Annotated in this window: 19 protein-coding genes; 2 read left to right on the plus strand and 17 right to left on the minus strand. The window is 56.0% G+C overall.

The genetic code is table 11. The annotated features are described in order from the left end of the window. Positions 1-13: 13 nt before the first annotated feature. From cydA to mngA, 3 genes are all read right to left on the minus strand, one after another. The gene (gene cydA, locus ACTJI7_RS05690; RefSeq protein WP_045261075.1) at positions 14-1582 is read right to left on the minus strand and encodes a cytochrome ubiquinol oxidase subunit I; all 1569 of its coding nucleotides are present in this window, start codon (positions 1580-1582) and stop codon (positions 14-16) included. 680 nt (positions 1583-2262) lie between these two features. Continuing rightward, on the minus strand, positions 2263-4893 hold the full coding sequence (gene mngB, locus ACTJI7_RS05695; protein WP_063154693.1) for a mannosylglycerate hydrolase: 2631 nt from the start codon (positions 4891-4893) through the stop codon (positions 2263-2265). A 24-nt stretch (positions 4894-4917) separates the two neighbouring features. Next, positions 4918-6834 (minus strand): PTS 2-O-a-mannosyl-D-glycerate transporter subunit IIABC, encoded by a 1917-nt coding sequence (gene mngA / locus ACTJI7_RS05700; protein WP_063154694.1) that lies wholly within the window; start codon positions 6832-6834, stop codon positions 4918-4920. A 171-nt stretch (positions 6835-7005) separates the two neighbouring features. On the opposite strand from mngA, the gene ACTJI7_RS05705 reads away from it, so the two are divergent. After that, entirely contained in the window at positions 7006-7725 is a 720-nt protein-coding gene (locus ACTJI7_RS05705) for a GntR family transcriptional regulator (protein ID WP_063154695.1), read from the plus strand. Between the two features lie 83 nt (positions 7726-7808). Here ACTJI7_RS05705 and sucD read toward each other — a convergent pair whose 3' ends face one another. The 8 genes from sucD to sdhC form a co-directional block, all read right to left on the minus strand. Next, entirely contained in the window at positions 7809-8678 is an 870-nt protein-coding gene (sucD, locus tag ACTJI7_RS05710; RefSeq protein ID WP_008501094.1) for a succinate--CoA ligase subunit alpha, read from the minus strand. Beyond that, positions 8678-9844, minus strand: coding sequence for an ADP-forming succinate--CoA ligase subunit beta (sucC, locus tag ACTJI7_RS05715; RefSeq protein WP_006809579.1), 1167 nt, complete (start codon positions 9842-9844; stop codon positions 8678-8680). Before sucC ends, sucD begins: the two co-directional genes overlap by 1 nt. A 95-nt stretch (positions 9845-9939) precedes the next feature. Continuing rightward, positions 9940-11160, minus strand: a complete 1221-nt coding sequence (gene odhB, locus ACTJI7_RS05720; RefSeq protein WP_041910762.1) for a 2-oxoglutarate dehydrogenase complex dihydrolipoyllysine-residue succinyltransferase — start codon at positions 11158-11160, stop codon at positions 9940-9942. Between the two features lie 14 nt (positions 11161-11174). Continuing rightward, positions 11175-13982 carry a 2-oxoglutarate dehydrogenase E1 component gene (gene sucA / locus ACTJI7_RS05725; protein WP_045261080.1) on the minus strand — a complete coding sequence of 936 codons (2808 nt, stop codon included), beginning with the start codon at positions 13980-13982 and terminating at the stop codon, positions 11175-11177. Between the two features lie 223 nt (positions 13983-14205). Beyond that, positions 14206-14922, minus strand: a complete 717-nt coding sequence (sdhB, locus tag ACTJI7_RS05730) for a succinate dehydrogenase iron-sulfur subunit SdhB (protein WP_008501090.1) — start codon at positions 14920-14922, stop codon at positions 14206-14208. 15 nt (positions 14923-14937) lie between these two features. After that, positions 14938-16704: a succinate dehydrogenase flavoprotein subunit gene (gene sdhA / locus ACTJI7_RS05735; RefSeq protein ID WP_041910764.1), complete on the minus strand. Its 1767-nt coding sequence runs from the start codon at positions 16702-16704 to the stop codon at positions 14938-14940. Beyond that, positions 16704-17051, minus strand: coding sequence for a succinate dehydrogenase membrane anchor subunit (sdhD, locus tag ACTJI7_RS05740; protein WP_003858621.1), 348 nt, complete (start codon positions 17049-17051; stop codon positions 16704-16706). Before sdhD ends, sdhA begins: the two co-directional genes overlap by 1 nt. After that, positions 17045-17449: a succinate dehydrogenase cytochrome b556 subunit gene (gene sdhC / locus ACTJI7_RS05745; RefSeq protein ID WP_026080740.1), complete on the minus strand. Its 405-nt coding sequence runs from the start codon at positions 17447-17449 to the stop codon at positions 17045-17047. The genes sdhD and sdhC overlap by 7 nt, the downstream gene beginning before the upstream one ends. Positions 17450-18087: 638 nt before the next feature. Here sdhC and ACTJI7_RS05750 point away from each other — a divergent pair. After that, the gene (locus tag ACTJI7_RS05750) at positions 18088-19371 is read left to right on the plus strand and encodes a citrate synthase (protein ID WP_028012378.1); all 1284 of its coding nucleotides are present in this window, start codon (positions 18088-18090) and stop codon (positions 19369-19371) included. Between the two features lie 119 nt (positions 19372-19490). Here ACTJI7_RS05750 and nei read toward each other — a convergent pair whose 3' ends face one another. The 6 genes from nei to phrB are packed head-to-tail and all read right to left on the minus strand — an operon-like array spanning position 19491 to position 24791. Continuing rightward, positions 19491-20282, minus strand: a complete 792-nt coding sequence (gene nei / locus ACTJI7_RS05755; protein ID WP_063154696.1) for an endonuclease VIII — start codon at positions 20280-20282, stop codon at positions 19491-19493. 18 nt (positions 20283-20300) lie between these two features. Continuing rightward, positions 20301-21041, minus strand: coding sequence for a 5-oxoprolinase subunit PxpA (gene pxpA / locus ACTJI7_RS05760; RefSeq protein WP_328728892.1), 741 nt, complete (start codon positions 21039-21041; stop codon positions 20301-20303). Then, positions 21028-21960, minus strand: coding sequence for a 5-oxoprolinase subunit PxpC (pxpC, locus tag ACTJI7_RS05765; RefSeq protein WP_028012375.1), 933 nt, complete (start codon positions 21958-21960; stop codon positions 21028-21030). Before pxpC ends, pxpA begins: the two co-directional genes overlap by 14 nt. Next, on the minus strand, positions 21954-22610 hold the full coding sequence (gene pxpB / locus ACTJI7_RS05770) for a 5-oxoprolinase subunit PxpB (RefSeq protein WP_041910767.1): 657 nt from the start codon (positions 22608-22610) through the stop codon (positions 21954-21956). Before pxpB ends, pxpC begins: the two co-directional genes overlap by 7 nt. Positions 22611-22624: 14 nt before the next feature. Continuing rightward, the gene (locus ACTJI7_RS05775; protein ID WP_028012373.1) at positions 22625-23368 is read right to left on the minus strand and encodes a type 2 GTP cyclohydrolase I; all 744 of its coding nucleotides are present in this window, start codon (positions 23366-23368) and stop codon (positions 22625-22627) included. A gap of 10 nt (positions 23369-23378) precedes the next feature. After that, the gene (phrB, locus tag ACTJI7_RS05780; RefSeq protein ID WP_193051175.1) at positions 23379-24791 is read right to left on the minus strand and encodes a deoxyribodipyrimidine photo-lyase; all 1413 of its coding nucleotides are present in this window, start codon (positions 24789-24791) and stop codon (positions 23379-23381) included. Positions 24792-25006 lie beyond the last annotated feature (215 nt).

Consider the following 25006-nt stretch of genomic DNA (forward strand, 5'->3'; position numbering starts at 1 on the left):
GATGACTCCTGTCTTAGCGTGCCGGCTGAGTAGTCGCAGTGGACTGCTCGTAGTGATAGCGACCGGTTTTCAGGCTGCTTGGGCCAAGGCGCGCGAACTTGAACATCAGGAACAGTTCAGCCACCAGGAACAGGGTGTACAGACCACAGATCAGCAGCATGGAGAAGATCAGGTCGCCTGCCGTCAGGGAAGAGTTCGCGACCGCCGTTGGCAGCACCTCACCAATCGCCCATGGCTGACGGCCATACTCCGCTACAAACCAGCCGGATTCAATCGCGATCCACGGCAGTGGAATACCGTACAGCGCGGTACGCAGCAGCCATTTTTTCTCGCCGATGCGGTTACGAATCACGGACCAGAAGGACGCCGCAATGATCAGCAGCATGATGATGCCGCAGCCCACCATGATACGGAATGCGAAGTACAGTGGCGCAACGCGTGGAATCGAGTCTTTGGTCGCCATCTGAATCTGTGCTTCCGTCGCATCAGAAACGTTCGGGGTATAACGTTTCAGCAACAAACCGTAGCCCAGGTCTTTCTTCACGTCGTTAAATTGATCGCGAACGGCCTGATCGGTAGAGCCGGCACGCAGCTGTTCCAGCAGCGAGTAAGCCTTCATACCGTTACGGATACGCTCTTCGTGCTGAACCATCAGCTCCTTCAGACCCGTTACCTGCTTATCGACAGAACGGGTTGCGATGATACCCAGCGCGTAAGGGATTTGGATGGCGAAGCGGTTTTCCTGCGCGTCCTGATCGGGAATACCGAACAGCGTAAAGGCAGCAGGCGCCGGTTGGGTTTCCCATTCGGCTTCGATAGCGGCCAGTTTGGTTTTCTGCACGTCACCCATTTCGTAACCGGATTCATCACCCAGAACGATAACGGAGAGGATTGCAGCCATACCGAAGCTTGCAGCGATAGCAAAGGAGCGCTTGGCAAACGCGAAGTCACGACCGCGCAGCATATAGTAGGAGCTGATACCCAACACGAACATCGCGCCGCACACGTAGCCAGATGCCACGGTGTGAACAAATTTAACCTGAGCAACCGGGTTCAGGACCAGCTCGGCAAAGCTGACCATCTCCATACGCATGGTTTCGAAGTTGAAGTCAGACGCGATCGGGTTTTGCATCCAGCCGTTCGCCACCAGGATCCACAGCGCGGACAGGTTCGAACCTAATGCCACCAGCCAGGTTACGGCCATGTGCTGGACTTTACCCAGACGGTCCCAACCGAAGAAGAACAGACCTACAAAGGTGGATTCGAGGAAGAAGGCCATCAGGCCTTCAATGGCCAGCGGCGCACCGAAGATATCCCCTACATAGTGGGAATAGTAAGACCAGTTAGTCCCGAACTGGAACTCCATGGTCAAACCGGTTGCCACGCCCAGCGCGAAGTTGATACCGAACAACTTGCCCCAGAACTTGGTCATATCTTTATAAATCTGTTTGCCGGAGAGGACGTAAACCGTTTCCATAATTGCCAGCAGGAACGCCATACCGAGCGTCAGCGGCACAAACAGGAAGTGGTACATCGCGGTCAAGGCAAACTGTAAGCGCGACAGTTCGACTACGTCTAACATTATGACTCCTTGCTCATCGCATGAAGACTCCGAGAGTGAACCCCGTCAGAAAGAGATTCACACGCATGCCCCAATACAAATTATTCGCATCCTGGTCGTCGTTATTACCCTGGAGAAGGATAAAAACGATGACGACAGGTTACAAATAGGTTAATAAAAAACTCAAATTGATCCCGCAAATATAATACGCTGCAAAACCCTTACAATAAACAGGTTTTTATTGAATCACATTTACGTTTTTCGACGGCGATCAATTTATAGCAAAATTACCACTTTTCGGCCATTTTGATCGGGGACAATTTAGCGCTTTTCGGTATCTTTTTCCAAGCATTAAACTTTGATTTAAATCAAAAACCGGTCTTGATGTTAATCATGTTTAGCTGCGGTGAGAATGGTAAAAACCATGTTAATGATATGTGCATGCAAAGATGCGATTGGTTATCGAAGACCAAAAAAAATATAAACAGAAGTGATTTTAATTAACGCGAGAGAAAAATGCCCTGTCGAAGCGGGACAAACAATAAGCGTAGCTGGGCCAGTTTATTTTTCCATTCTGTTTTTGCAACTCTTAGAAATTACATTTAATTTACTTTTATTATCCCGGAAGTTAACACCGAAGCGTGACTATTTAATGAAAAAAGGCCGCAAACTCTGCGGCCTTTTGATCGTGTCAGCGGTTTTCAGGCAAGAAGAATGCTGAAGGTTCGTGACTGTCCCGGTCTGAACGCCCCGACGATGCCCTCTTCTTCACGATTGCCTATTATCCGTTCATTCATGTCCGTTTCGCAGCGCCGTTTCACGGTCGGACCCACGGATAACGTCGCGTCACATGCGCTGGACTCGGAAGGGTTGAACAGACGAAGAATGAGCTCGTCTCGATCTTCAGCCTTTTTGAGCGTACTGAGCACGCATCCCGTGGGCGAAAGCGCCAGCAGACTGTAACTTTCCGGCGTGCTAAACGACGAGCGATTGAGCTTCATCGCGTCCCAGGGAATTTTGTTATAGCACTGCACCGGCGTTAACCACGATTTAGCCTGCTGCGCGACGCCCGCGTTTTCCGGAGTTCCACTGAAGCTGAAGAGGCTAAAGCGACAGCTTAACGAACCGCGCACCTGGGAGTCAGGAACTGGCATTTTGATTCCTGAAGGCCTACCGGGGCGCAACAGCAAATCTTCTTTGCCGAGTAACCCCACGCCGCGCAGCAGGGTCAGGGCAAAGGCTTTTTTATCCTCGCCTACTACTTCAAACTCGCGTAGTCCTTCGGTGAACAGCGCAAGCCCGTTTCGTTTTTCCTGCAGGACGGCATAGTTGAGTAAATTCCAGACGGGAACCGGCGCTTCTTTCCACCCCTCCTCCTGCCAGTTTTCCATCGCCGCGTCCTGCACCGGACGAGTGAGGGTGCCAAACTGGGTATCCGCTAACACGTCCTCTGTCATAAACGGCGTAGGGATCAGCACGCGGACGCGGTGGTCGTCAGCCTGATTATCCAGACGCACCGCCACATCAATACGTCTGCTGTGGTGGCTAAGCGTGATTTCAACCTCAGCGCCGAGAGACCCGCTTCGCTGACGCGCCGCGCGTTCGGCCAGATTAGCCGGTACCGCGATCTGATGGCGAATCACCGCCCTGCTCTGCCAGCCTTCGTGTATAACCTCGACCTGATGCTCGCCCTGCGCTGAAGTGAGTCTCCACTCTTCCCGCGAAGGCGAGTAGTCGTACTCATCGCCATCATCCGAACTCTCTTCGATTTCCAGCACCCGGTCATAAATCAGCCCGGTTTCTTTGTCGCGCAGGCGCAGCGTACCGTCGTTATTTAAATCAATCTGCCAGAAGGCGTTTTCGAGCAAGGATTCGGTGTTTATCACCGGAGAGATCACCTTCCCGGCCACGTTTGGCTCGATAAACAGCGTACGGTAGCCCATCGACGGCAGTATCTGGCTGAGCTGAATATCAAACTCCATAAACGGCTCATAATTACCGTAATGGACAATCTGCCGGTCAATGAGACCAGGGTCCAGCTCGCGCGCGCTGCGAATGAAATACGGGATCTCGTTGCCTTTATCATCCAACAGACGGAACTGGCTGGCGCGCAGTCGAATCGTGGTGTTCAACACCTCTTCACGCGGCCAGGGCATCAGGTTGAACATCACCAGTTTATCGGCGTCGCTTTGCGGCATGTTGTCGACAATCTTGCGCATATAGAAACGCACCAGGTTATCTGCCATGTCTTCAGCCAGTTCAAAACGAGAGACAATCTCACGATGCACCTTGTCGCTGCAGCAGCAGCCGATGCTGTCGTGAGCGTGGTTTTTAAGGATCTCTTTCCACATCTTCTCCAGCAGGCCGTGGTGATAATCGAAGCCCAGCGTCCATGCAAGCGTCGCCAGCGGTTCGAGGATGTTGACAATTTTGTTCTCAATACGCGCATGGGCAATTTTGATATCCATGCGCGTGGAGCCGATTGTCCGGTGCACGCGCATGTATTTCCCGTCGATAAACTCCCCTTTCAGGGTCGCCAGTTCATCGCGGCGTGCCTCAATGTGGTCATACACCTCTTCAAAGCGGCTCATTACAAATTGACGCTGCGGATAGATTTCACGCAGCTTATCCATCACGGAGAAAATGTTCTGCTGCAGCGGCATCTGATCGTGACCGTTGGGCAGCAAAATCTCTTTGGTGACGGAGGCCTTTTCCAGAACGTCGAAATAGCTGTCGAGCCGTTTTCGCAGCCCGGCTTCGTCCTCCGGTAAGTACTTACCAATCGCGTAGCCCAGCGGCAGCACCTGTGCCGTGACTTCACTGCCGTCCTGGCTCTGCCAGAGAAATTCGGTTTTATCGGTCCCGTGTCGTTCCGAGCAGCCGCGCCAGAACATCGTCCGGGTAATGCCAAATCCGTTATAGATATGCGGAAGCTGGCCGGACATACCAAACGAATCCGGCAGATAGCCGATCTTCATCGGCTCGCCGAACGCCATACAGTCCCGGATGCCGTACATCAGGTTGCGGACAATCGACTCGCCGCTGACAATCGTGGTATCGGTCTGGGTATACCAGGGGCCGATAATCAGTTTTCCGCGCTCCACAAGCGCCTTTACCCGCGCGCGGTTTTCGGGCACGACGGCAAAATAATCTTCCAGCACCGCCGTCTGGCCATCAAGGACGTAATATTTATACTCGTCGTCCTGCTCCAGGCGGGTCAGGATCTCTTCCATATTATTGACCAGAAGAATGCGCGACTCTTCAGTGGTGAAGTACCACTCACGGTCCCAGTGCATATGCGGCGTGATATGAACGCGAGATACAGCTTTCATCTTCGTTTCCTGTTTTGTGAGTTTTTACGGTATGGCGTCTTCTGTGAGGTACTTGCCCTTTTTTACCGCCTGACGTCGCCAGAGCAGCAGAACAAACGTGGAGACAGCGGTCCCCGCCAGCGCCGCGCCAAACCAGCCCGCCGCCGCAACCACACCGCCCAACCCGGCATCGTGAAGTAAAAAGAGAGAGAAAATCCCGGCCCCAGGGGTAGACAACCCGATCCCCATCGCACCGACAGCCGCGCCTGTTACCATGGAGCCGAGCACAAATGAGCCAATGACGCGAAGCGGATCTTCAATCGCCATCGGGATCGCCCCTTCGGTAATGCCCGCCAGGCCGAGCAGCCACGTTGATTTACCGGTTTCAATTTCAAACGGTTTAAACAGCTTCGGCGCCAGCATCGTCGACGCCGTGACGGTGAAGGCTGAGACCATTTTGACGGAGGCAAAGATTGCGTAAGGACCATAAACGCCGTTCGCCATCGCCCCCAGGCAAAACGCGTAAGAGGCTTTGTTGACCGGGCCACCCAAATCGAATGAGCACATAAACCCGAGGATTGCCCCCAGAAGCAGCGCATTCGCGCCGGAGAGACCATTAAGCCAGACGGTGAGCGTGTTATTGAGCCAGGCCACCGGTTCGCCAATCACAAACAGCATCAGGCTGCCCGCGCCCAGCACGCCAATCACCGGATAGAGATAAAAGGTCAGAAAGCCGTTGTAGCGGCTACTGAGCCGGATGTGGTTTTTCACCCAGCGCATCAGATAGCCCGCGATCAGCCCACCGACGATAGCGCCCAGAAAACCGGAGCCGATCATATTGGCAGCAAGACCGGCCGCAAAGCCCGGCGTCAGCGCAGGTTTATCCGCCAGCGAATACGCGGTATAGGCCGCCAGAACAGGTACCATCAGAATGCCGAGCATGCCGCCGCCAAGTTTGCGGTACATCCACAGCCACGAGTTTTCCTGGTCAAACAGGTGCTGCAGGCCCAGGATTTGCGCCAGCAGTACCGACACGGCCAGCACCGTACCACCAGCGACGATCAGCGGCACCGCAAAAGAGATACCGCTGAGAAGTGCCTGCTTGAGTTCAGTTTTAACGCTCTTTTTCGTTTCGGTATCGACATGCGCAGGACGCGCATCGGATGCAGGCTGCAGCGCCAGCGCGCGTTCAATCAGCGCTTCAGCATGGCGCAGAGGCTCCGCGACGGGCACGGAGATGGCGGGGATCCCCTGAAAACGCTCGCTCTCTTTGATCGCCACTTCTGCGGCAAAAATGCACGCTTTGGCCTCACGAAGCTGCTGCGCGGTGATGCGCCCCTCAATGCCGTTCGCCCCCTGCTTTTCGACCACCACGTTGACGCCAAGCTTGCGTCCCGCTTTTTCCAGGTACTCTGCGGCCATATAGGTATGCGCGATCCCGGCCGGACAGGCGGTCACGCAGACGATTGTCGGGGCATTCAGCGCGACGCCTGCCTCTTCCGTGTCAGGGGCAGCTTCAAGCGCAGCAAGCACGTCTTCCGCCGTGGTAGCAGCCATCACGCGCGCCCTGAGATCGTCATCCGCCAGGCGAGACGTCAGCTCCGTCAGCACCTGAATATGGGTCGAACCCGCTTCTGCTGGCGGAATGGCGAGCAGAAAAACCAGCTCAACCTCTTCCGGCCCGTCCACGCCTTCCCATGCAAGCGGTTCTCGCAAAGTTGCCACGGCAAAAGCCGCCTCCTTCACGACGGCTGATTTACCGTGAGGAACGGCCAGTCCTTCACCCAGCGCGGTCGGCCCAAGCGATTCCCGATGAAACACCTCCTCCAGAAACGCATCGGCATCAGCGATTTTGCCCAGCGCCACCAGCCGCGCCGTAAGCTGACGGATTGCCTCATCCCGGCGGGTAAATTGCGCCTTAACGCAAACAGCACGCGGATCGGTCAGAGTCGTCAGGTTCATAAAGATCCTCACCTATACAGAGTTATTGTCTGGGGAGGATTCTGGCAGACCTGATAATACATTTATGTGATCACTTTCACTAAAAACCAAATTTGTATTTTAATTGTATTATTTACAAATCATCAGTTGAATGCATAATTCCCTGAAAAGGTATTAAGCAGGCGCGATAAAATGGGCAACAAACCGATGTACCGGCAGATAGCCGATGCGTTCCGCGAGAAAATCAACGCCGGGGAATTAAAACCCGGAGACGCGCTGCCGACGGAGTCCAGTCTTCAGGAGACGTTTCGCGTCAGCCGCGTCACCGTGCGGCAGGCCCTGAAACTGCTCGCCGATGAGCAGATCATCGAAAGTATTCAGGGCAGCGGCTCTTATGTAAAAAAAGAGGAGCGCGTCAATTACGATATTTATCAGCTCACCGGCTTTTACGAAAAGCTGGCGGATCGTCATGTCGATACGCACAGTGATGTCAAAATCTTTGAAGTGGTGAAAGCCGATGCGCGGCTGGCGGCAACATTAGCGGTTGGCGTCGAAGATAAGGTCTGGCACGTTAAGCGCGTGCGTTTCATCAAGCAGAAGCCGGTGAACCTGGAGGAGACATGGATGCCGCTGGCCATGTTTCCCGACCTCACCTGGGAAGTGATGGAGAATTCGAAATATCACTACGTTGAGCAGATCAAAAAGCTGGTTATCGATCGCAGCGAGCAGGAGCTGATGCCGATCATGCCGTCAGAGGAGGCGATCGCCGCGCTGTCGCTCGATCCGGCAAAGCCGATCCTGGAAAAAGTCTCCCGTGGGTTCCTGAAAGACGGACGGGTGTTTGAATACAGCCGCAACGTGTTCAACACCGACGACTACAAGTTCACTCTCGTCGCCAGACGCAGGCAATAAAAAAGGCCGCTTTACAGCGGCCAACCATGTCGAAACGGACATTTTTATACTTCATCGCTCCCCGTTCGGGGAGCAGAGAGGACTTACTTAATGATGGATTTCAGTGCTTCGCCGATATCCGCCAGGCTGCGAACGGTCTTCACGCCTGCGGCTTCCAGCGCGGCAAACTTCTCATCAGCCGTACCTTTACCACCGGCGATGATCGCGCCCGCGTGGCCCATACGCTTGCCTTTCGGCGCGGTCACGCCCGCGATGTAGCCCACGACTGGCTTGGTCACGTGTTCTTTGATATAAGCAGCCGCTTCTTCTTCCGCGCTACCGCCGATCTCGCCGATCATCACGATCGCTTCGGTCTGCGGATCTTCCTGGAACAGCTTCAGGATGTCGATGAAGTTAGATCCCGGGATTGGGTCACCGCCGATGCCCACGCAGGTGGACTGGCCGAAGCCGTAGTCGGTGGTCTGCTTAACCGCTTCATAGGTCAGGGTACCGGAACGGGAAACGATGCCCACTTTGCCCGGCTTGTGAATGTGGCCAGGCATGATGCCGATTTTGCATTCGCCCGGAGTGATCACGCCTGGGCAGTTCGGGCCGATCATGCGCACGCCTGCTTCGTCCAGCTTCACCTTCACGGTCAGCATATCCAGGGTCGGGATGCCTTCGGTGATGGTGATGATCAGCTTGATGCCTGCGTCGATCGCTTCCAGAATGGAGTCTTTGCAGAACGGTGCCGGAACGTAGATCACGGTCGCGGTTGCGCCCGTCGCTTCTACCGCTTCACGCACGGTGTTGAACACCGGCAGGCCCAGGTGTGTGGTGCCGCCTTTACCTGGCGTTACGCCGCCAACCATCTGCGTGCCGTAGGCAATCGCCTGTTCGGAGTGGAAAGTCCCCTGGCTACCGGTGAAGCCCTGGCAGATAACCTTGGTATCTTTATTAATTAAAACTGACATTATTTCCCCTCCACTGCGGCAACAACCTGCTGAGCTGCATCCGTCAGACTTTTCGCTGCAATAATATTCAGGCCGCTGTCAGCCAGTTTTTTCGCGCCGAGTTCAGCGTTGTTACCTTCCAGACGCACAACCACCGGAACGTTAACACCCACTTCTTCTACCGCACCGATGATGCCGTCAGCAATCAGGTCGCAACGGACGATGCCGCCGAAGATGTTAACCAGTACCGCTTTAACGTTGTCGTCAGAGAGGATGATTTTGAACGCTTCGGTTACGCGCTCTTTGGTTGCGCCACCGCCCACGTCGAGGAAGTTTGCCGGCTCACCGCCGTGCAGCTTAACGATGTCCATGGTGCCCATCGCCAGGCCCGCACCGTTAACCATGCAGCCGATGTTGCCATCCAGCGCCACGTAGTTCAGCTCCCACTGAGCAGCCTGTGCTTCACGCGGATCTTCCTGAGACTGGTCGCGCATTTCACGCAGATCCGGCTGGCGGAACAGCGCGTTGCCGTCAGCGCCCAGCTTGCCGTCGAGGCAGATCAGGTCGCCCTGGGTGGTGATCACCAGCGGGTTGATCTCGATCAGCGCCAGATCGCGCTCAAGGAAGATAGTCGCCAGGCCCATGAAGATCTTGGTGAACTGCTGAACCAGCTTGCCTTCCAGACCCAGCTTGAACGCCAGCTCGCGACCCTGATAAGGCATTGGGCCCGCCAGCGGATCGATAGCCACTTTGTGGATCAGGTGTGGGGTCTCTTCCGCCACTTTTTCAATTTCCACGCCGCCTTCGGTAGACGCCATGAACACCACGCGACGGGAGCTACGGTCAACCACCGCGCCCAGGTACAGCTCTTTCGCGATGTCGGTCGCCGCTTCGACCAGGATCTGGTTAACCGGCTGGCCGTTCGCATCTGTCTGGTAGGTCACCAGACGCTTGCCGAGCCAATGTTCAGCAAACGCACGAATCTCTTCTTTGCTCTTAACAACCTTCACACCGCCCGCTTTACCACGGCCACCAGCGTGAACCTGACATTTAACTACCCACGGGCCGGAACCGATTTTAGATGCGGCTTCTTCTGCTTCACGCGGGGTAGTACAGGCATAACCCACCGGAGCCGGTAAGCCATACCGGGCAAACAGCTGTTTGGCCTGATATTCATGTAAGTTCATGTGTTCTATCCATCCTTCAGGGTAATCGTTATCTTCAAACCTGTAGACCGGCGCAGCGTGTGCCGGTCCACGGGGCAGGTGATGCTAAATCGTTACTAGACGTCCAGTAGCAGACGCGTTGGATCTTCCAGCAGCTCTTTAATAGCTACCAGGAAGCCCACGGACTCGCGGCCGTCGATCAGGCGGTGGTCGTAAGAGAGCGCCAGGTACATCATCGGCAGGATCTCAACTTTACCGTCTACCGCCATCGGGCGATCTTTAATGGCATGCATACCCAGGATCGCGCTCTGCGGCGGGTTAATGATCGGGGTAGACATCAGCGAGCCGAATACGCCGCCGTTGGTAATGGTGAAGTTACCGCCGGTCAGGTCGTCTACGGTCAGCTTGCCGTCGCGGCCTTTCACGGCCAGCTCTTTAATGTTCTTCTCGATGTCAGCCATACCCAGGGTATCCACATCACGCAGAACCGGGGTCACCAGGCCGCGTGGGGTAGAAACCGCCATGCTGACGTCGAAGTAGTTGTGGTAAACCACGTCATCGCCATCGATAGACGCGTTCACTTCCGGGTAGCGTTTCAGCGCTTCAACCACCGCCTTCACGTAGAAGGACATAAAGCCCAGACGGATACCGTGACGTTTTTCAAACGCGTCACCGTACTGCTTACGCAGATCCATGATTGGCTTCATGTTCACTTCGTTGAAAGTGGTCAGCATCGCGGTGGAGTTTTTCGCTTCCAGCAGACGCTCGGCCACGCGCTTACGCAGGCGCGTCATCGGTACGCGTTTTTCGCTGCGGGCACCCAGAGCAGGCTGAGCTGCCGGCGCGGCCACAGGGGCTTTCGCTTCCGCCTGAGCAGGCGCTTTCGCCAGGTGCTTGTCGATGTCTTCGCGGGTCAGACGACCGCCCACACCGGTGCCTTTGATGGCTGCCGGGTCAAGGCTGTGTTCAGCCAGCAGGCGACGGATCGCCGGGCTGAGGGCGTCGTTAGACTGTTCTTCCAGAGAAGCCTGCTGGCGCTGAGCCGGCGTAGAGGCTTTCTCTTCAGACTTCGCGCTGGACTCTTTGCCCGCGCTGTTGCCTTCACGCAGGCGCCCCAGGATCTGACGAGAGGTGACGGTGGTGCCTTCATCTTCCAGCACCGCGTCCAGAACGCCATCCGCCGAAGCCGGTACTTCCAGTACCACTTTGTCAGTTTCGATTTCTACCAGCACTTCATCGCGCTTAACGGCATCGCCTGGTTTTTTGTGCCAGGTAGCGACGGTCGCATCTGCTACGGATTCAGGCAGGTCGGGAACAAGAATATCTACGCTACTCATTATGTATCCTTTAATTAATCGACGTTCAGCGCGTCATTGACCAGATCTTGTTGCTGCTTCTGGTGAACGGACATATACCCTACCGCCGGAGAGGCGGAGGCCGGGCGACCTGCATAGCGCAGGGCTGACCCAAATGGAATCACTTCACGGAAATGATGCTGGCTGCAGTACCATGCGCCCTGGTTGAGCGGCTCTTCCTGGCACCAGACAAAATCATGTACGTGAGCGTACTGTTTCAGCACTTCCTGCATCGCCTGATGCGGGAACGGATAAAGCTGTTCGATACGCACGATGGCGACATCTTTCTGATCGTTCTTGCGGCGCTGTTCCAGCAGGTCGTAATAAACCTTACCAGAACACATCACCACACGCTTAACGGCCTGCGGATCCAGCTCGTCAATTTCACCGATGGCCGGCAGGAAAGTGCCGTTCGCCAACTCTTCCAGGCTGGACACCGCTAGCGGATGACGCAGCAGGGATTTCGGCGACATCACCACCAGCGGACGGCGCATACCGCGCAGCGCCTGACGACGCAGCATGTGGTACACCTGAGCCGGGGTGGACGGCACGCAGACCTGCATGTTCTGCTCGGCGCAGAGCTGCAGATAACGTTCCAGACGCGCGGAGGAGTGCTCCGGACCCTGGCCTTCATAACCGTGCGGCAGGAGCATCACCAGGCCACACATGCGGCCCCACTTCTGCTCGCCGGAGGAGATGAACTGGTCGATAACGACCTGCGCACCGTTGGCGAAGTCACCGAACTGCGCTTCCCAGATGGTCAGGGTGCGCGGTTCCGCCGTGGCGTAGCCGTATTCGAATGCCAGGACCGCTTCTTCAGACAGCACGGAGTCCCAGACCTTGAACTGGCCCTGACCGTTATGCACGTGCTGCAGCGGAGTGTAGGTTGAACCGTTAGACTGGTTGTGAACGACCGCGTGACGGTGGAAGAAGGTCCCACGGCCCGCATCTTCACCGGACAGACGAACAGGGATCCCTTCGTCAACCAGCGTTGCGTAAGCCAGCGTTTCCGCCCCGCCCCAGTCGAACAGCTTCTCGCCTGCCGCCATGGACTGACGGTCGGCGTAGATTTTCGCCACGCGAGACTGCATCTCGATAGCGTCCGGCACGGTGCTGATGCGTTTAGCCAGCTCCTGCAGGCGCTTCATCTCAACCTTGTTCGGGTAGCTCTCATCCCACTCGTGGTTGAGGTACGGCGACCAGGTAAAGGAGTGCATATTCATCGGGCGCAGCTCTTTCACCACGCATTCACCCGCGTCAAGCGCGTCGCGGTAGAGGTTGACCATTTCGGTCGCATCTTCCAGCGTCGCCACCTTGTCGCTTTCCAGCTTGTCAGCATAGATTTTGCGCGGCGTCGGGTGTTTTTTGATTTTCTGGTACATCAGCGGCTGGGTTGCACTTGGCTCATCCGCTTCGTTGTGGCCGTGACGGCGGTAGCAGAAGAGGTCAATGAACACATCGCGCTTAAAGGTATTACGGAAGTCCAGCGCCAGACGAGTAACGAAAGCAACGGCTTCCGGGTCATCCGCATTAACGTGGAAGATTGGCGCCTGTACCATCTTACCGATGTCGGTGCAGTACGGGGTAGAACGGGCATCCAGCGGGTTAGAGGTGGTGAAGCCCACCTGGTTGTTGATCACGATGCGAACGGTACCGCCCACTTCATAACCACGCGCTTTCGACATGTTCAGGGTTTCCTGAACCACGCCCTGCCCTGTGACCGCCGCATCACCGTGGATGGTGATTGGCAGCACTTTATTGCTGCTCGGCTCGTCCAGACGATCCAGACGCGCGCGCACGGAACCGATAACCACCGGGCTGACGATTTCCAGGTGTGACGGGTTAAACGCCAGCGCCAGGTGAACCAGACCGCCTTCGGTTTCGATATCTGACGAGAAGCCCATGTGGTACTTCACGTCACCGGTGCCGAGGTGTTCTTTGTGTTTGCCCGCGAATTCGTCGAACAGGTCCTGCGGTTTTTTACCCAGCACGTTGACCAGCACGTTCAGACGACCACGGTGCGCCATGCCGAGCACCACTTCACGGGTGCCGCTCTTGCCTGCGTGGCGAATCAGCTCTTTCAGCATCGGCACCAGCGCGTCGCCGCCTTCCAGCGAGAAGCGTTTTGCGCCCGGGAACTTCGCGCCCAGATAGCGCTCAAGCCCTTCCGCTGCGGTCAGTTCGCTGAGGAAGCGTTTCTTCTCGTCGGCCGAGAAGGTCGCGTGGCCCGCTACGGATTCGATGCGCTGCTGGATCCAGCGTTTCTCTTCAGTAGAGGTAATGTGCATATATTCCGCGCCGATGGAGCCGCAGTAGGTTTGCTTGAGCGCGTCAATCAGATCGCCCAGCTTCATCGTGTCTTTGCCGATGGCAAAGGAACCTACGTTAAAGCTTTCCTGGAAATCGGCCTCGGTCAGATCGTGATACGCCGGATCGAGATCGGCCACACGTTCCTGCTGCCACAGTCCCAGCGGATCGAGATTCGCATGCTGGTGACCGCGGAAGCGATAAGCGTTGATAAGCTGCAGGACTTTAACCTGCTTCGCATTGGTGTCAGGGTCGGAAATCGCAGAAGAGTAACGTGAGGCATCCTTCGCCAGACGACGGAAATAATCACGTGTTTTGGAATGGAATTGATCCGGTTTGACCCCTGTACCAGGCAACTGCTGGAACATGGAACGCCAGTTTGCGTCCACTGAGTCAGGATCGGTTAAGAAGTCTTCATAGAGCTGTTCTATCCAGCTCTGGTTGGCACCAGAGAGGTAAGAAGAGTCCAGCCAGGCTTTCATTGCGCCGTTCTGCATCGTGATCCCTTAAGCATTTTTATGCTTACTTTCGCCGTAGAAACTACCACGCACACCGCGTGTACGTGCCGGGGTTCACCTGCGAGCTCTTTTCATTTGGCCCGCGAAGGAACCTTTAGAAACTGTCTAGACTTCAGGGCAGTTTTTAAAGGTTTCTGCAATTTATTCCCTCTCCCTTTGGGAGAGGGTTAGGGTGAGGGGAACAGCGCTCCCCTCTCACTACTTACGCACTGCGCTGCAGCAGCATCGACTTAATATGGCCGATGGCGCGCGTCGGGTTCAGCCCCTTCGGACACACACTGACGCAGTTCATGATGCTATGGCAGCGGAATACGCTGAAAGCGTCACTTAATCCTTCCAGACGGCTGTCGGTTTCGGTGTCGCGGCTGTCGATCAGGAAGCGATAGGCAGCCAGCAGACCCGCAGGGCCGATAAACTTGTCCGGGTTCCACCAGAACGACGGGCAGGACGTTGAACAGCATGCGCAGAGAATACACTCGTACAGACCATCGAGTTTTTCACGCTGCTCAGGAGACTGTAAGTGCTCGCGAGCGGGTGGATTTTGCCCATTATTCAATAAGTAAGGCTTAATCTTCTCATATTGTGCATAGAATTGCCCCATGTCTACCACCAAATCACGCACGACCGGCAGGCCTGGCAGAGGACGGATAACAATTTTCTGACCAGGACGCTGCAGCGCTGAAATTGGCGTGATACAGGCCAGGCCGTTTTTGCCGTTCATGTTCACACCGTCAGAGCCACATACCCCTTCACGGCAGGAGCGGCGGAACGACAGCGTAGGATCTTTTTCTTTCAGCTGGATTAAGGCATCCAGCAGCATCATGTCACGACCTTCTTCCGCTTCGAGGGTATAGTCCTGCATGCGCGGAGCGTCATCAACATCCGGGTTATAACGATAAACTGAGAATTCGAGTTTCATTATCCTGTCTCCGCATTAGTAAGTACGAATCTTCGGCGGGAACGCCGGACGCAGTTTCGGTTCCATGTTGACGTTACGACGCGTCATGGTTTCCGACTCTGGCAGATACAGGGAATGGCACAGCCAGTTTTCATCGTCACGATCCGGGAAGTCGAAGCGGCTATGGGCGCCACGGCTTTCGGTACGGAAGTTTGCCGACATGGCGGTTGCGAATGCGGTTTCCATCAGGTTATCCAGCTCCAGGCACTCAACGCGCTGGGTGTTGAACTCGCTGGAGGTGTCGTCCAGACGGGCATTTTTCAGACGCTCGCGGATCGCCTTCAGCTGCTCAAGGCCTTTGGCCATCGCATCGCCTTCGCGGAATACCGAGAAGTTGTGCTGCATGCACTCCTGCAGCGCTTTACGGATTTCCACCGGATCTTCGCCGTTACGGTTACCGTTCCAGCGGTTGAGGCGTTCAAGAGAGGCGTCGATTTCGTCGTCGGTTGCATCACGCAGCGCGCCCTGCTCGGCAATGGACTCCTGCAGATGCAGACCCACCGCACGACCAAATACAACCAGGTCCAGCAGCGAGTTACCGCCCAGACGGTTGGCACCGTGTACGGATACGCAGGCGATTTCGCCCACCGCGAACAGGCCAGGAATGACCACGTCTTCGCCCTGCTCGTTCACGGTCAGCGCCTGACCGGTCACTTTGGTCGGAATACCGCCCATCATGTAGTGGCAGGTTGGGATAACCGGGATCGGCTCTTTCACCGGATCGACGTGCGCGAAAGTACGGGACAGTTCCAGGATGCCCGGCAGACGGGATTCCAGCACTTCTTTACCCAGATGGTCGAGCTTCAGCTTCGCGTGTGGACCCCATGGGCCATCGCAGCCGCGGCCTTCACGGATTTCGATCATGATGGAACGCGCCACCACGTCACGACCCGCCAGGTCTTTCGCATTCGGGGCATAACGCTCCATGAAGCGCTCGCCGTGTTTGTTCAGCAGGTAGCCACCTTCACCGCGGCAGCCTTCGGTGACCAGCACGCCCGCACCGGCGATACCGGTTGGGTGGAACTGCCACATCTCCATGTCCTGCACCGGTACGCCGGCGCGAATAGCCATACCGACGCCGTCACCGGTGTTGATGTGGGCGTTAGTGGTGGACTGATAAATACGGCCTGCACCGCCGGTCGCCAGCACGGTCGCGCGGGCTTTGAAGTAAACCACTTCACCGGTTTCGATGCACAGCGCGGTACAGCCAACAATTGCGCCATCGGCGTTTTTCACCAGATCCAGCGCATACCACTCGGAGAAGATGGTGGTGTGGTTTTTCAGGTTCTGCTGATACAGGGTGTGCAGCAGTGCGTGACCGGTACGGTCAGCCGCCGCCGCGGTGCGCGCCGCCTGCTCGCCGCCGAAGTTTTTCGACTGGCCGCCAAACGGACGCTGATAGATGGTGCCATTTTCCAGACGGGAGAACGGCAGACCCATATGGTCCAGCTCCAGAATCGCTTCCGGGCCGGTTTTACACATATATTCGATGGCATCCTGGTCGCCGATATAGTCGGAACCTTTTACCGTGTCATACATGTGCCATTCCCAGTTATCTTCATGGGAGTTACCCAGCGCAACGGTAATACCGCCCTGCGCGGACACAGTGTGGGAACGGGTCGGGAACACTTTAGAGAGCAGCGCACAGGTCTGGCCGCTCTGGGAAATTTGCAGTGCGGCGCGCATACCTGCGCCACCCGCACCAATCACAACAGCATCAAATTCTCTGACTGGCAGTTTCATTACACACCCCACACCACAACAAATCCATAAATGACGTAAACCAGCAGCGCAACAACAATAATCAGTTGCAGCGGAAGGCGAATCGCCAGCGGTTTAACGTAATCGGTCAACACCTGCCACATGCCGATCCAGGCATGGATAAGGATGGAGAACAGGGCCAGCAGGGTGAACACTTTGGTGAAGGCCGATCCGAAGAAACCACTCCAGATTTCCCACGTCAGCGTGCCGCTGGTCGCGAAGAAACCGATCATATAGATGATGTAAAGCGTGAGGACGATGGCGGTAGCGCGGACCAGAATGAAGTCATGTACGCCGTTGCGTCCTAATGCGGAGGCGTTGCTTACCATACGAGAACTCCTGCGAGAAGTGAAAGCACGACAGTGATCACAAATGAAATGTTCGCGGTACGTTTCCCGGCCTCGAACGTCTCTTCCAGATAGCCAAAGTCCATCAGCATGTGGCGTACGCCGCCAACAACGTGATAGGCCAGCGCGGTGAGAATGCCCCACATGATAAATTTCACGAAGAAGCTATTCATGATGGCCGAGGCCTGGAGGAATCCTTCAGGGGAAGAGAGGCTGGTGCCCAGTAACCACAGCAAAATACCGACCGCCACAAACGTAATCACACCAGAAACACGGTGCAGAATGGACGCTATTGCTGTTACGGGGAACCGGATCGTTTTGAGATCCAGATTGACAGGTCTTTGTTTTTTCACATTTCTTATCATGAATAACGCCCACATGCTGTTCTTATTGTTTCCTTCCTCCGGACTGCGATGCGGGTCAAGCAGCGTTCCTTTTCTATAACTGCGCGTCATGCAAAACATTGCTTCCAAATGCTAAAACGACACGTTACAACGCTGGGTGGCTCGGGATTGCAGGGTGTTCCGGAGACCTGGCGGCAGTATAGGCCGTTCACAAAATCATTACAATTAACCTACATACAGTTTGTTGGGTTTTCTCTGGAACAGTGATCAGGGTCACGATAACAACATCTTTTTAATTTTTAATCATCTGATTTGACAAATGTTAAACAATATTGTTACAAACGTCATCAGAAAAGGCATATAATGCGCAAAAGTTATGAGGTCTCTCTTTCACCTGACAAATAGTTATGTAACAGTGTGATGGTATTGACCGAAGTTATCAGGACAGTTATTAGTGATATACAGGTTTGAATAATTCGGACTGCAAAAACGCTGATTTGCTGTTGTTTCACTGATATTTCATTTGTTTACCTGCAAGGCGCCATAGCTCTGTACCCTGGTTACTCCTCGTGAGCTGAGCGGTAAGCCAAATAACAATCTGGTAACGGTGATTAACAGCTGAAGGCAAATCCGGTAAAAGCAGTCTTAAGCATAAGGCGCTAAGGAGACCGTAAATGGCTGATACAAAGGCAAAACTCACCCTAAATGGTGATGATGCTATTGAACTGGATGTGCTAAAAGGCACGCTCGGTCAGGATGTTATTGATATCCGTACGCTGGGTTCCAAAGGAGTATTTACCTTTGACCCTGGATTTACCTCTACCGCATCTTGCGAATCCAAAATCACCTACATTGACGGTGACGAAGGTATCCTGCTCCATCGCGGCTTCCCCATCGATCAGTTAGCCACCGAATCCAACTACCTGGAAGTGTGCTACATCCTGCTGAACGGCGAAAAGCCGACGCAGGCGCAGTACGATGAATTCAAAACCACCGTAACCCGTCACACCATGATCCATGAGCAGATTACCCGTCTGTTCCATGCGTTCCGTCGTGACTCTCACCCAATGGCGGTGATGTGCGGGATTACCGGTGCGCTGGCGGCGTTCTACCACGACTCACTTGACGTAAATAACCCGCGTCACCGTGATATCGCGGCGTTCCGCCTGCTGTCCAAAATGCCGACCATGGCGGCGATGTGCTACAAATACTCCATCGGCCAGCCGTTTGTGTACCCACGTAACGACCTCTCCTACGCCGGCAACTTCCTGCGCATGATGTTCTCCACGCCGTGCGAAGAGTATGAAGTGAATCCGGTGCTGGAACGCGCGATGGACCGTATTCTGATCCTGCACGCTGACCACGAGCAGAACGCCTCTACCTCTACCGTCCGTACCGCAGGCTCTTCAGGCGCGAACCCGTTCGCCTGTATCGCTGCGGGCATCGCCTCCCTGTGGGGACCGGCGCACGGCGGCGCGAACGAAGCGGCGCTGAAGATGCTGGAAGAGATCAGCACCGTTGAGCACATTCCAGAGTTCGTGCGTCGCGCGAAAGACAAGAATGACTCCTTCCGCCTGATGGGCTTCGGTCACCGTGTTTACAAAAACTACGACCCGCGCGCAACCGTTATGCGTGAGACCTGCCATGAAGTGCTGAAAGAGCTGGGCACCAAAGACGATCTGCTGGAAGTGGCGATGGAGCTGGAACACATCGCGCTGAACGACCCGTACTTCATCGAGAAGAAACTCTACCCGAACGTCGATTTCTACTCTGGCATTATTCTGAAAGCGATGGGCATTCCGTCTTCCATGTTCACCGTGATCTTCGCCATGGCGCGTACCGTGGGCTGGATTGCGCACTGGAACGAAATGCACAGCGAAGGCATGAAAATCGCCCGTCCTCGTCAGCTGTACACCGGCTACGAGCAGCGTGATTTTAAGTCTGACCTGAAGCGCTAAAAAACGTTGGGTGCGGCCTGATGCCCTCACCCCGGCCCTCTCCCACAGGGAGAGGGTGAAAACATTAAAAACGGCAACTTTCGTTGCCGTTTTGCTTTTACCTCCGCCACCCGGCTTTTTTACATCTGGCACCGAGGGCACCAGTAAAACGGTCTGGAAGAGATCGTAGCCTTCTCAATCACCCCACCACAACGCTCGCACTTTTTCCCCGCCCGATGGAACACCTTAAACCGGAACAGCGCCCCGTGATGTTTGTTCTCATCCACCAGGCCGCGCGTGTTGTACGACAGCCGCGGAATATCCAGCAGCGCGTGAGACAGCGCGTCCAGCTGTTCCTCGCTAAGCTGAGAGGCCTTGCGCTGAGGCGCCAGCCCCACTTGCCAAAGGATTTCCACCCGCAGATAGTTGCCTAATCCCGCCAGAAAAGCCTGATCGAGCAACAATCCGGAAAACTGGCGGTTGCGGAATTTGGGCGATAACAGTCGGGCCTTCACGTCTCTCGCCGTCAGGCGCATGTCCAGCACGTCAGGCCCGACGCGCTGTAAGAACGGATGCGTCAGCAGCTGCTCCGGCGTTAACATTTCGATATCAGAGGCGCTGTAGAGCAGGATCGCCTTATCCGCCGTTTGTAACCGGACGCGCAGCACGCGTGTCGTTTGCGGCTGCTCGTCCGCATCGACTACGCGCCACACACCGTAGAGCTGGTTATGGCTATATAACGTCAGGTTATGGGAAAAATGCGTGAGCAACGCTTTGCCGCGCGTTTCAATATGGGTCACCGTCTGTCCCACCAGCTCTGTTTCAAACGGCTTAAGTTGAGGAAAGGCAAACCAGACATCGGTCAGGGGTTTGCCCTTTATCGCCGCCTCCAGGCTATCCGCCGCGCGGCGGATCTCCGGACCTTCAGGCATGTCATTGTCCTTTTATAATCAATCTGCGCTGACGAGAATGCCCTCTTCAGAGAACGCCGCCCGCAGGCGTCGCGCAAACTGGAGCGCATGCTCCCCGTCGCCGTGTAAACACACCGTATCGGCCTGAACATTTGCGGATGTTCCATCCACGGCGGTCACCCGCCCGAAGCGCACCATCGCCAGCGTCTGCGCCAGCGCTTTATTTTCGTCAGTAATCAGCGCACCGGCCTGCGTGCGCGGCACCAGGCTGCCGTCCGGCATGTATCCCCGATCGGCAAAGACTTCCTGCCGCGTCGTCAGCCCCAGCCGTTCTCCGGCACGAATAAGCTCGCTACCCGCCAGGCCAACCAGAATCAGCTGCGGATTGCAGTCCCGCACCGCGCGGGCAATCGCCTCCGCCAGCGCCGAATCTTTCGCTGCCTGGTTATAGAGCATGCCGTGCGGTTTGACGTGACGCAGCACGCCATGCTCAGCGCGCGCTATCGCCTCCAGCGCGCCGATCTGGTAGAGCACCTGAGCGTAGACCGTCTCAGGGGGCAGATCCATCGCCGTACGGCCAAAGTTGTCCCGGTCCGGGAAGCTCGGGTGAGCGCCAATCGCCACGCCGTTTTTAATGGCATTACGCACGCTCTCCAGCATGGTTTGCGCATCGCCCGCGTGAAAACCGCAGGCGATATTGACCGAGGAGACCAGGGTCATCAGTTCCGCATCGGCGCTGCTGCCCTCCCCCAGATCGGCGTTTAAATCAATCTTTACCATCAAGCCTCCACGCCAGCTGTTCGAGATAGCGCTGCCGATCCTGCCTCGCCTTTAGCGCCTCCTCCAGCGTACACTGCACAAAATGAATCGGCTGACCGAGGGGGATTTGCGCCAGATGGTAGCGATCCGCTTCGATAATGCAGGCAATACGCGGATAGCCGCCGGTAGTTTGCGCGTCGTTCATCAGTACGATGGGCTGCCCGTTGCCCGGCACCTGAATCACCCCCGGCAGCAGCCCGTGGGAAAGCAGCTCCCGGTCAGTCGTGCGGGTCAGCGGCTGCCCCTGAAGCCGGTAACCCATACGGTTACTCTGCGGGCTGATTTTCCACGGCGAACGCCAGAAAGACTCTTTTGAGGCTTCATCAAACTCCTGATATTCCGGTCCCGGCAAGGCGCGGATCACGTTCCCCCACAGCAGCTGCTTCACGCCCTGCGTGGTGGTGAAATGGCGCGCTGATGGCTTAATCGCAAGACGATCGCCGTCGCGCAGCAGCCGTCCCTCATGGCCGCCCATTCCCGCTTTCTGGTCGGTGCTGGACGACCCCAACACCTCCGGCACGTCGATGCCCCCCGCCACGGCAAGATAGCTGCGCACGCCGTGCAGAGGACGCTTAAGCGTCAGACGCTGCCCGGCTTTCGCCCGCAATCGCCAGCCGGTCCACACCGCTTTGCCGTCCAGCGTCGCGTCACAGCCCGCGCCGGTTAAGGCGAACCAGGTCTCCTCACCAAATTCAATAACGCACTGACCCAGCGTAATTTCTAACGCCGCCGTGCTGCCCGCGTTGCCTACCAGCAGGTTGGCAATCTCCAGCGAAGGACGATCGAGCGCACCGCAGTAGCTCACGCCGGACTGGCGCATGCCAAAGCGTCCGGCATCCTGAACGGAGGTATAAAGCCCCGCGCGAATAAGCGTTAACATACCCCCTCCTTCTGCGGGATAAAGCGCAGGGTATCACCCGGACGCAGGAGTATTGGCGCGTCATGGCCGGGTTCAAATAACGGCGTGGACGTGTGCCCGATAAGCTGCCAGCCGCCCGGTGAAGTAAGCGGATAAATTCCGGTTTGTTCACCGCCAATTGCCACCGTTCCTGCGGGTACGCTCAGGCGCGGCTCAGCCCGACGCGGGGTATGCAGCCGGGGAGATAATCCGCCCAGATACGGAAAGCCCGGCTGAAAACCCAGAAACCAGACGACGTAATCCACCGAGCTGTGCAGCTCCACAACCTGCTTTACTGTTAATCCACAGTGTTCGGCCACCACGCCAAGGTCAGGGCCACCTTTGCCGCCATAGACAACCGGGATCTCAATCGCCCGCGACTCTGGCTCCAGCGCCTCGCTCTCTTCCCACCAGCGCTGCAGACGCTCAATGGCATCCAGCGCCCCGGTGTGCGGATCGCGCAGCACCACGGTGATATTATTCATACCCGGAATAGCTTCAACCACGCCGGGTAGCTCGGGCAGCCGCTGTGCCAGGCGCCAGATACGCTTTTGCGTGGCAAGCGTCACCGGAGGCTCAAGCTCCAGAACTACCGCGGTTTCACCCAGAAGATAACAACGCGCTCGCTGCACTTAACTACCTCTCATCAGGCCGGATTAGGGATATCAATAAAGGTCACATCCAGATCGGTATTTTCCGTCAGCCACTCGCTGAGGGCGCGAATACCGCCGCGCTCGGTAGCGTGGTGGCCTGCCGCGTAAAAATGCAGCCCCTGCTCGCGGGCAGAGTGGACCGTCTGCTCGGAAACTTCGCCGGTAATAAACGCATCAACACCAAAGCGCGCGGCGCTGTCGATAAAGCCCTGGCCGCCGCCGGTACACCACGCCACGCGCTTCACGGTATCCGGCCCGGTATCTCCGCACCAAAGCGGACGACGCCCCAGCCGCGCTTCGATCCACGAGGCCAGCTCCAGCCCCGGTACCGGCATCGACAGTTCGCCCCACGGCACCAGCGGCTCGATTTCACCCATCACGGTAATCCCTAACAGCTGTGCCAGCTGGACGTTATTTCCCAGTTCAGGATGCGCATCCAGCGGCAGATGGTAACCGTACAGGTTGATATCATTCGACAGCAGCGTTTTGAGGCGGTTGCGCTTCATGCCGCGGATAATCGGCGATTCGTTTTTCCAGAAGTAACCGTGATGGACAATCACCGCGTCGGCTTCCTGACGCACCGCCTCATCCAGCAGCGCCTGGCTTGCCGTCACGCCGGTGATGATTTTCTGCACCGTTTCGCGCCCTTCGACCTGCAGGCCATTCGGGCCATAGTCGCTAAAGGAGGCGGTATTAAGTTTTTCGTTAATCAGGCGTTCCAGTTCACTGTTTTTCATCATCATTCTCTCAAACTTTTCGTGCGGCTTCGTACGCCGCCAGCGTGGCGACGCGCGCCTGTTTATGGTCGACAATCGGGCGGGGATAATCGAGCTTTACGCCCTGTTTATCCGCCCATGCCCACGGGTCATGGATCGCTTTTTCAGGAACGTTCCTGAGCGCGGGCAACCAGCGGCGAATAAAGTCGCCGTTGGCATCAAATTTTTGCCCCTGAGTGGTCGGATTAAAAATCCTGAAATAGGGAGCCGCATCGGTGCCGGTAGAGGCCGCCCACTGCCAGCCACCGTTATTCGCTGCCAGATCGCCATCGATCAGCTGAGAAATAAAATAGCGCTCTCCGATTCGCCAGTCGATAAGCAGATCTTTCACCAGGAAGCTCGCGGTAATCATTCGCAGACGATTGTGCATCCACCCGGTTTCATTTAGCTGGCGCATAGCGGCATCCACAATCGGATAGCCCGTCTCCCCTTTTTGCCAGGCCTGTAAAAGTACCTCATCGTGCTGCCATTTTACGCTGTCGGTCCACGGAATGAACGGACGATGCTTACAGAGATTGGGGTGGTACGTCATCAGATGGCGGTAGAATTCACGCCAGATAAGTTCGTTCAGCCACACCGAGCCCGCACCACCGTCCAGCGCCTGCGGCTGTTCGGCCAGAAGACGATGCAAACACTGGCGAGGAGAGAGCACGCCCAGCGCCAGGCAGGCCGATAACCGGCTTGTCCCTTCAATTGCCGGGAAATCCCTGCGCGCGTCGTATTCTCCCGCGCCCTGCTTGCAAAACTGGCGCAGCTTCGCAATAGCGGCCTTCTCACTGGCAGGGAACAGAAGTTCATCAAATGCCCGTTGGGGATAGTTGAACGTTAATTCGGGGAGATCGGTTATAGCCTCTCCTCTGGCGGCGGGCGCGGGTACGCACTCCGGCAGAGCCTCTTTCAGGCGCTTAACAAAAGCATTTTTAAACGGCGTAAACACTTTATACATTTCGTGACCGCCGGTCATAACGCTGCCCGGTGCCAGCATCACGCTGTCATCAAATCCCTCACATACCACCTCTCCCAGCATTTTCTCCAGCTGGCGGTCCCGCTGCTGTTCGTTCAGTTCGTACTGGTAGTTATAAAAAAGATGCGTGACGCCGTTCTGCTGGCATATCTCCTGCAGCATATGAAGCTGCGCGGTAAAATCGCTGACCTCTTTGTAGATCAGCGGAATGCCTTTCTCGGCAAGCGCGTGCTGCAGTTCGTTCAGGTGTGATTTGAGGTAAGCCGCCTGCCGTGGAGCCATATCATGCTGCTGCCACTGCTCAGGCGTGGCGATAAATAGCGCCAGTACGCTGGCGTCATCAGAGCGGCAGGCTGCCGCGAGAGCGATGTTGTCATGTACGCGCAAATCCGCGCGAAACCAAACCAGATGGGTGGGCATAAAACTCCAGGCTATTGTCCATTATGTCCATAAGGGCATGCCGTACAAGGAAAAAGCATGCATAGAACTACTTTGCCATGAAGTGTAGACGGGATGAAATAAAAAAGGCCGCCCGGGGCGGCCTTAACGCTACTTGTCCTGCGCTATCGTGGTTAAAGCAACAAACGCATTAGGTTCATCACTCTTTACAACGAGTACGCTGGCGACAATGAACG

It is taken from the genome of Enterobacter sp. 22499 (assembly GCF_052044815.1).
GTDB classification, from domain to species: Bacteria; Pseudomonadota; Gammaproteobacteria; order Enterobacterales; family Enterobacteriaceae; genus Enterobacter; species Enterobacter bugandensis.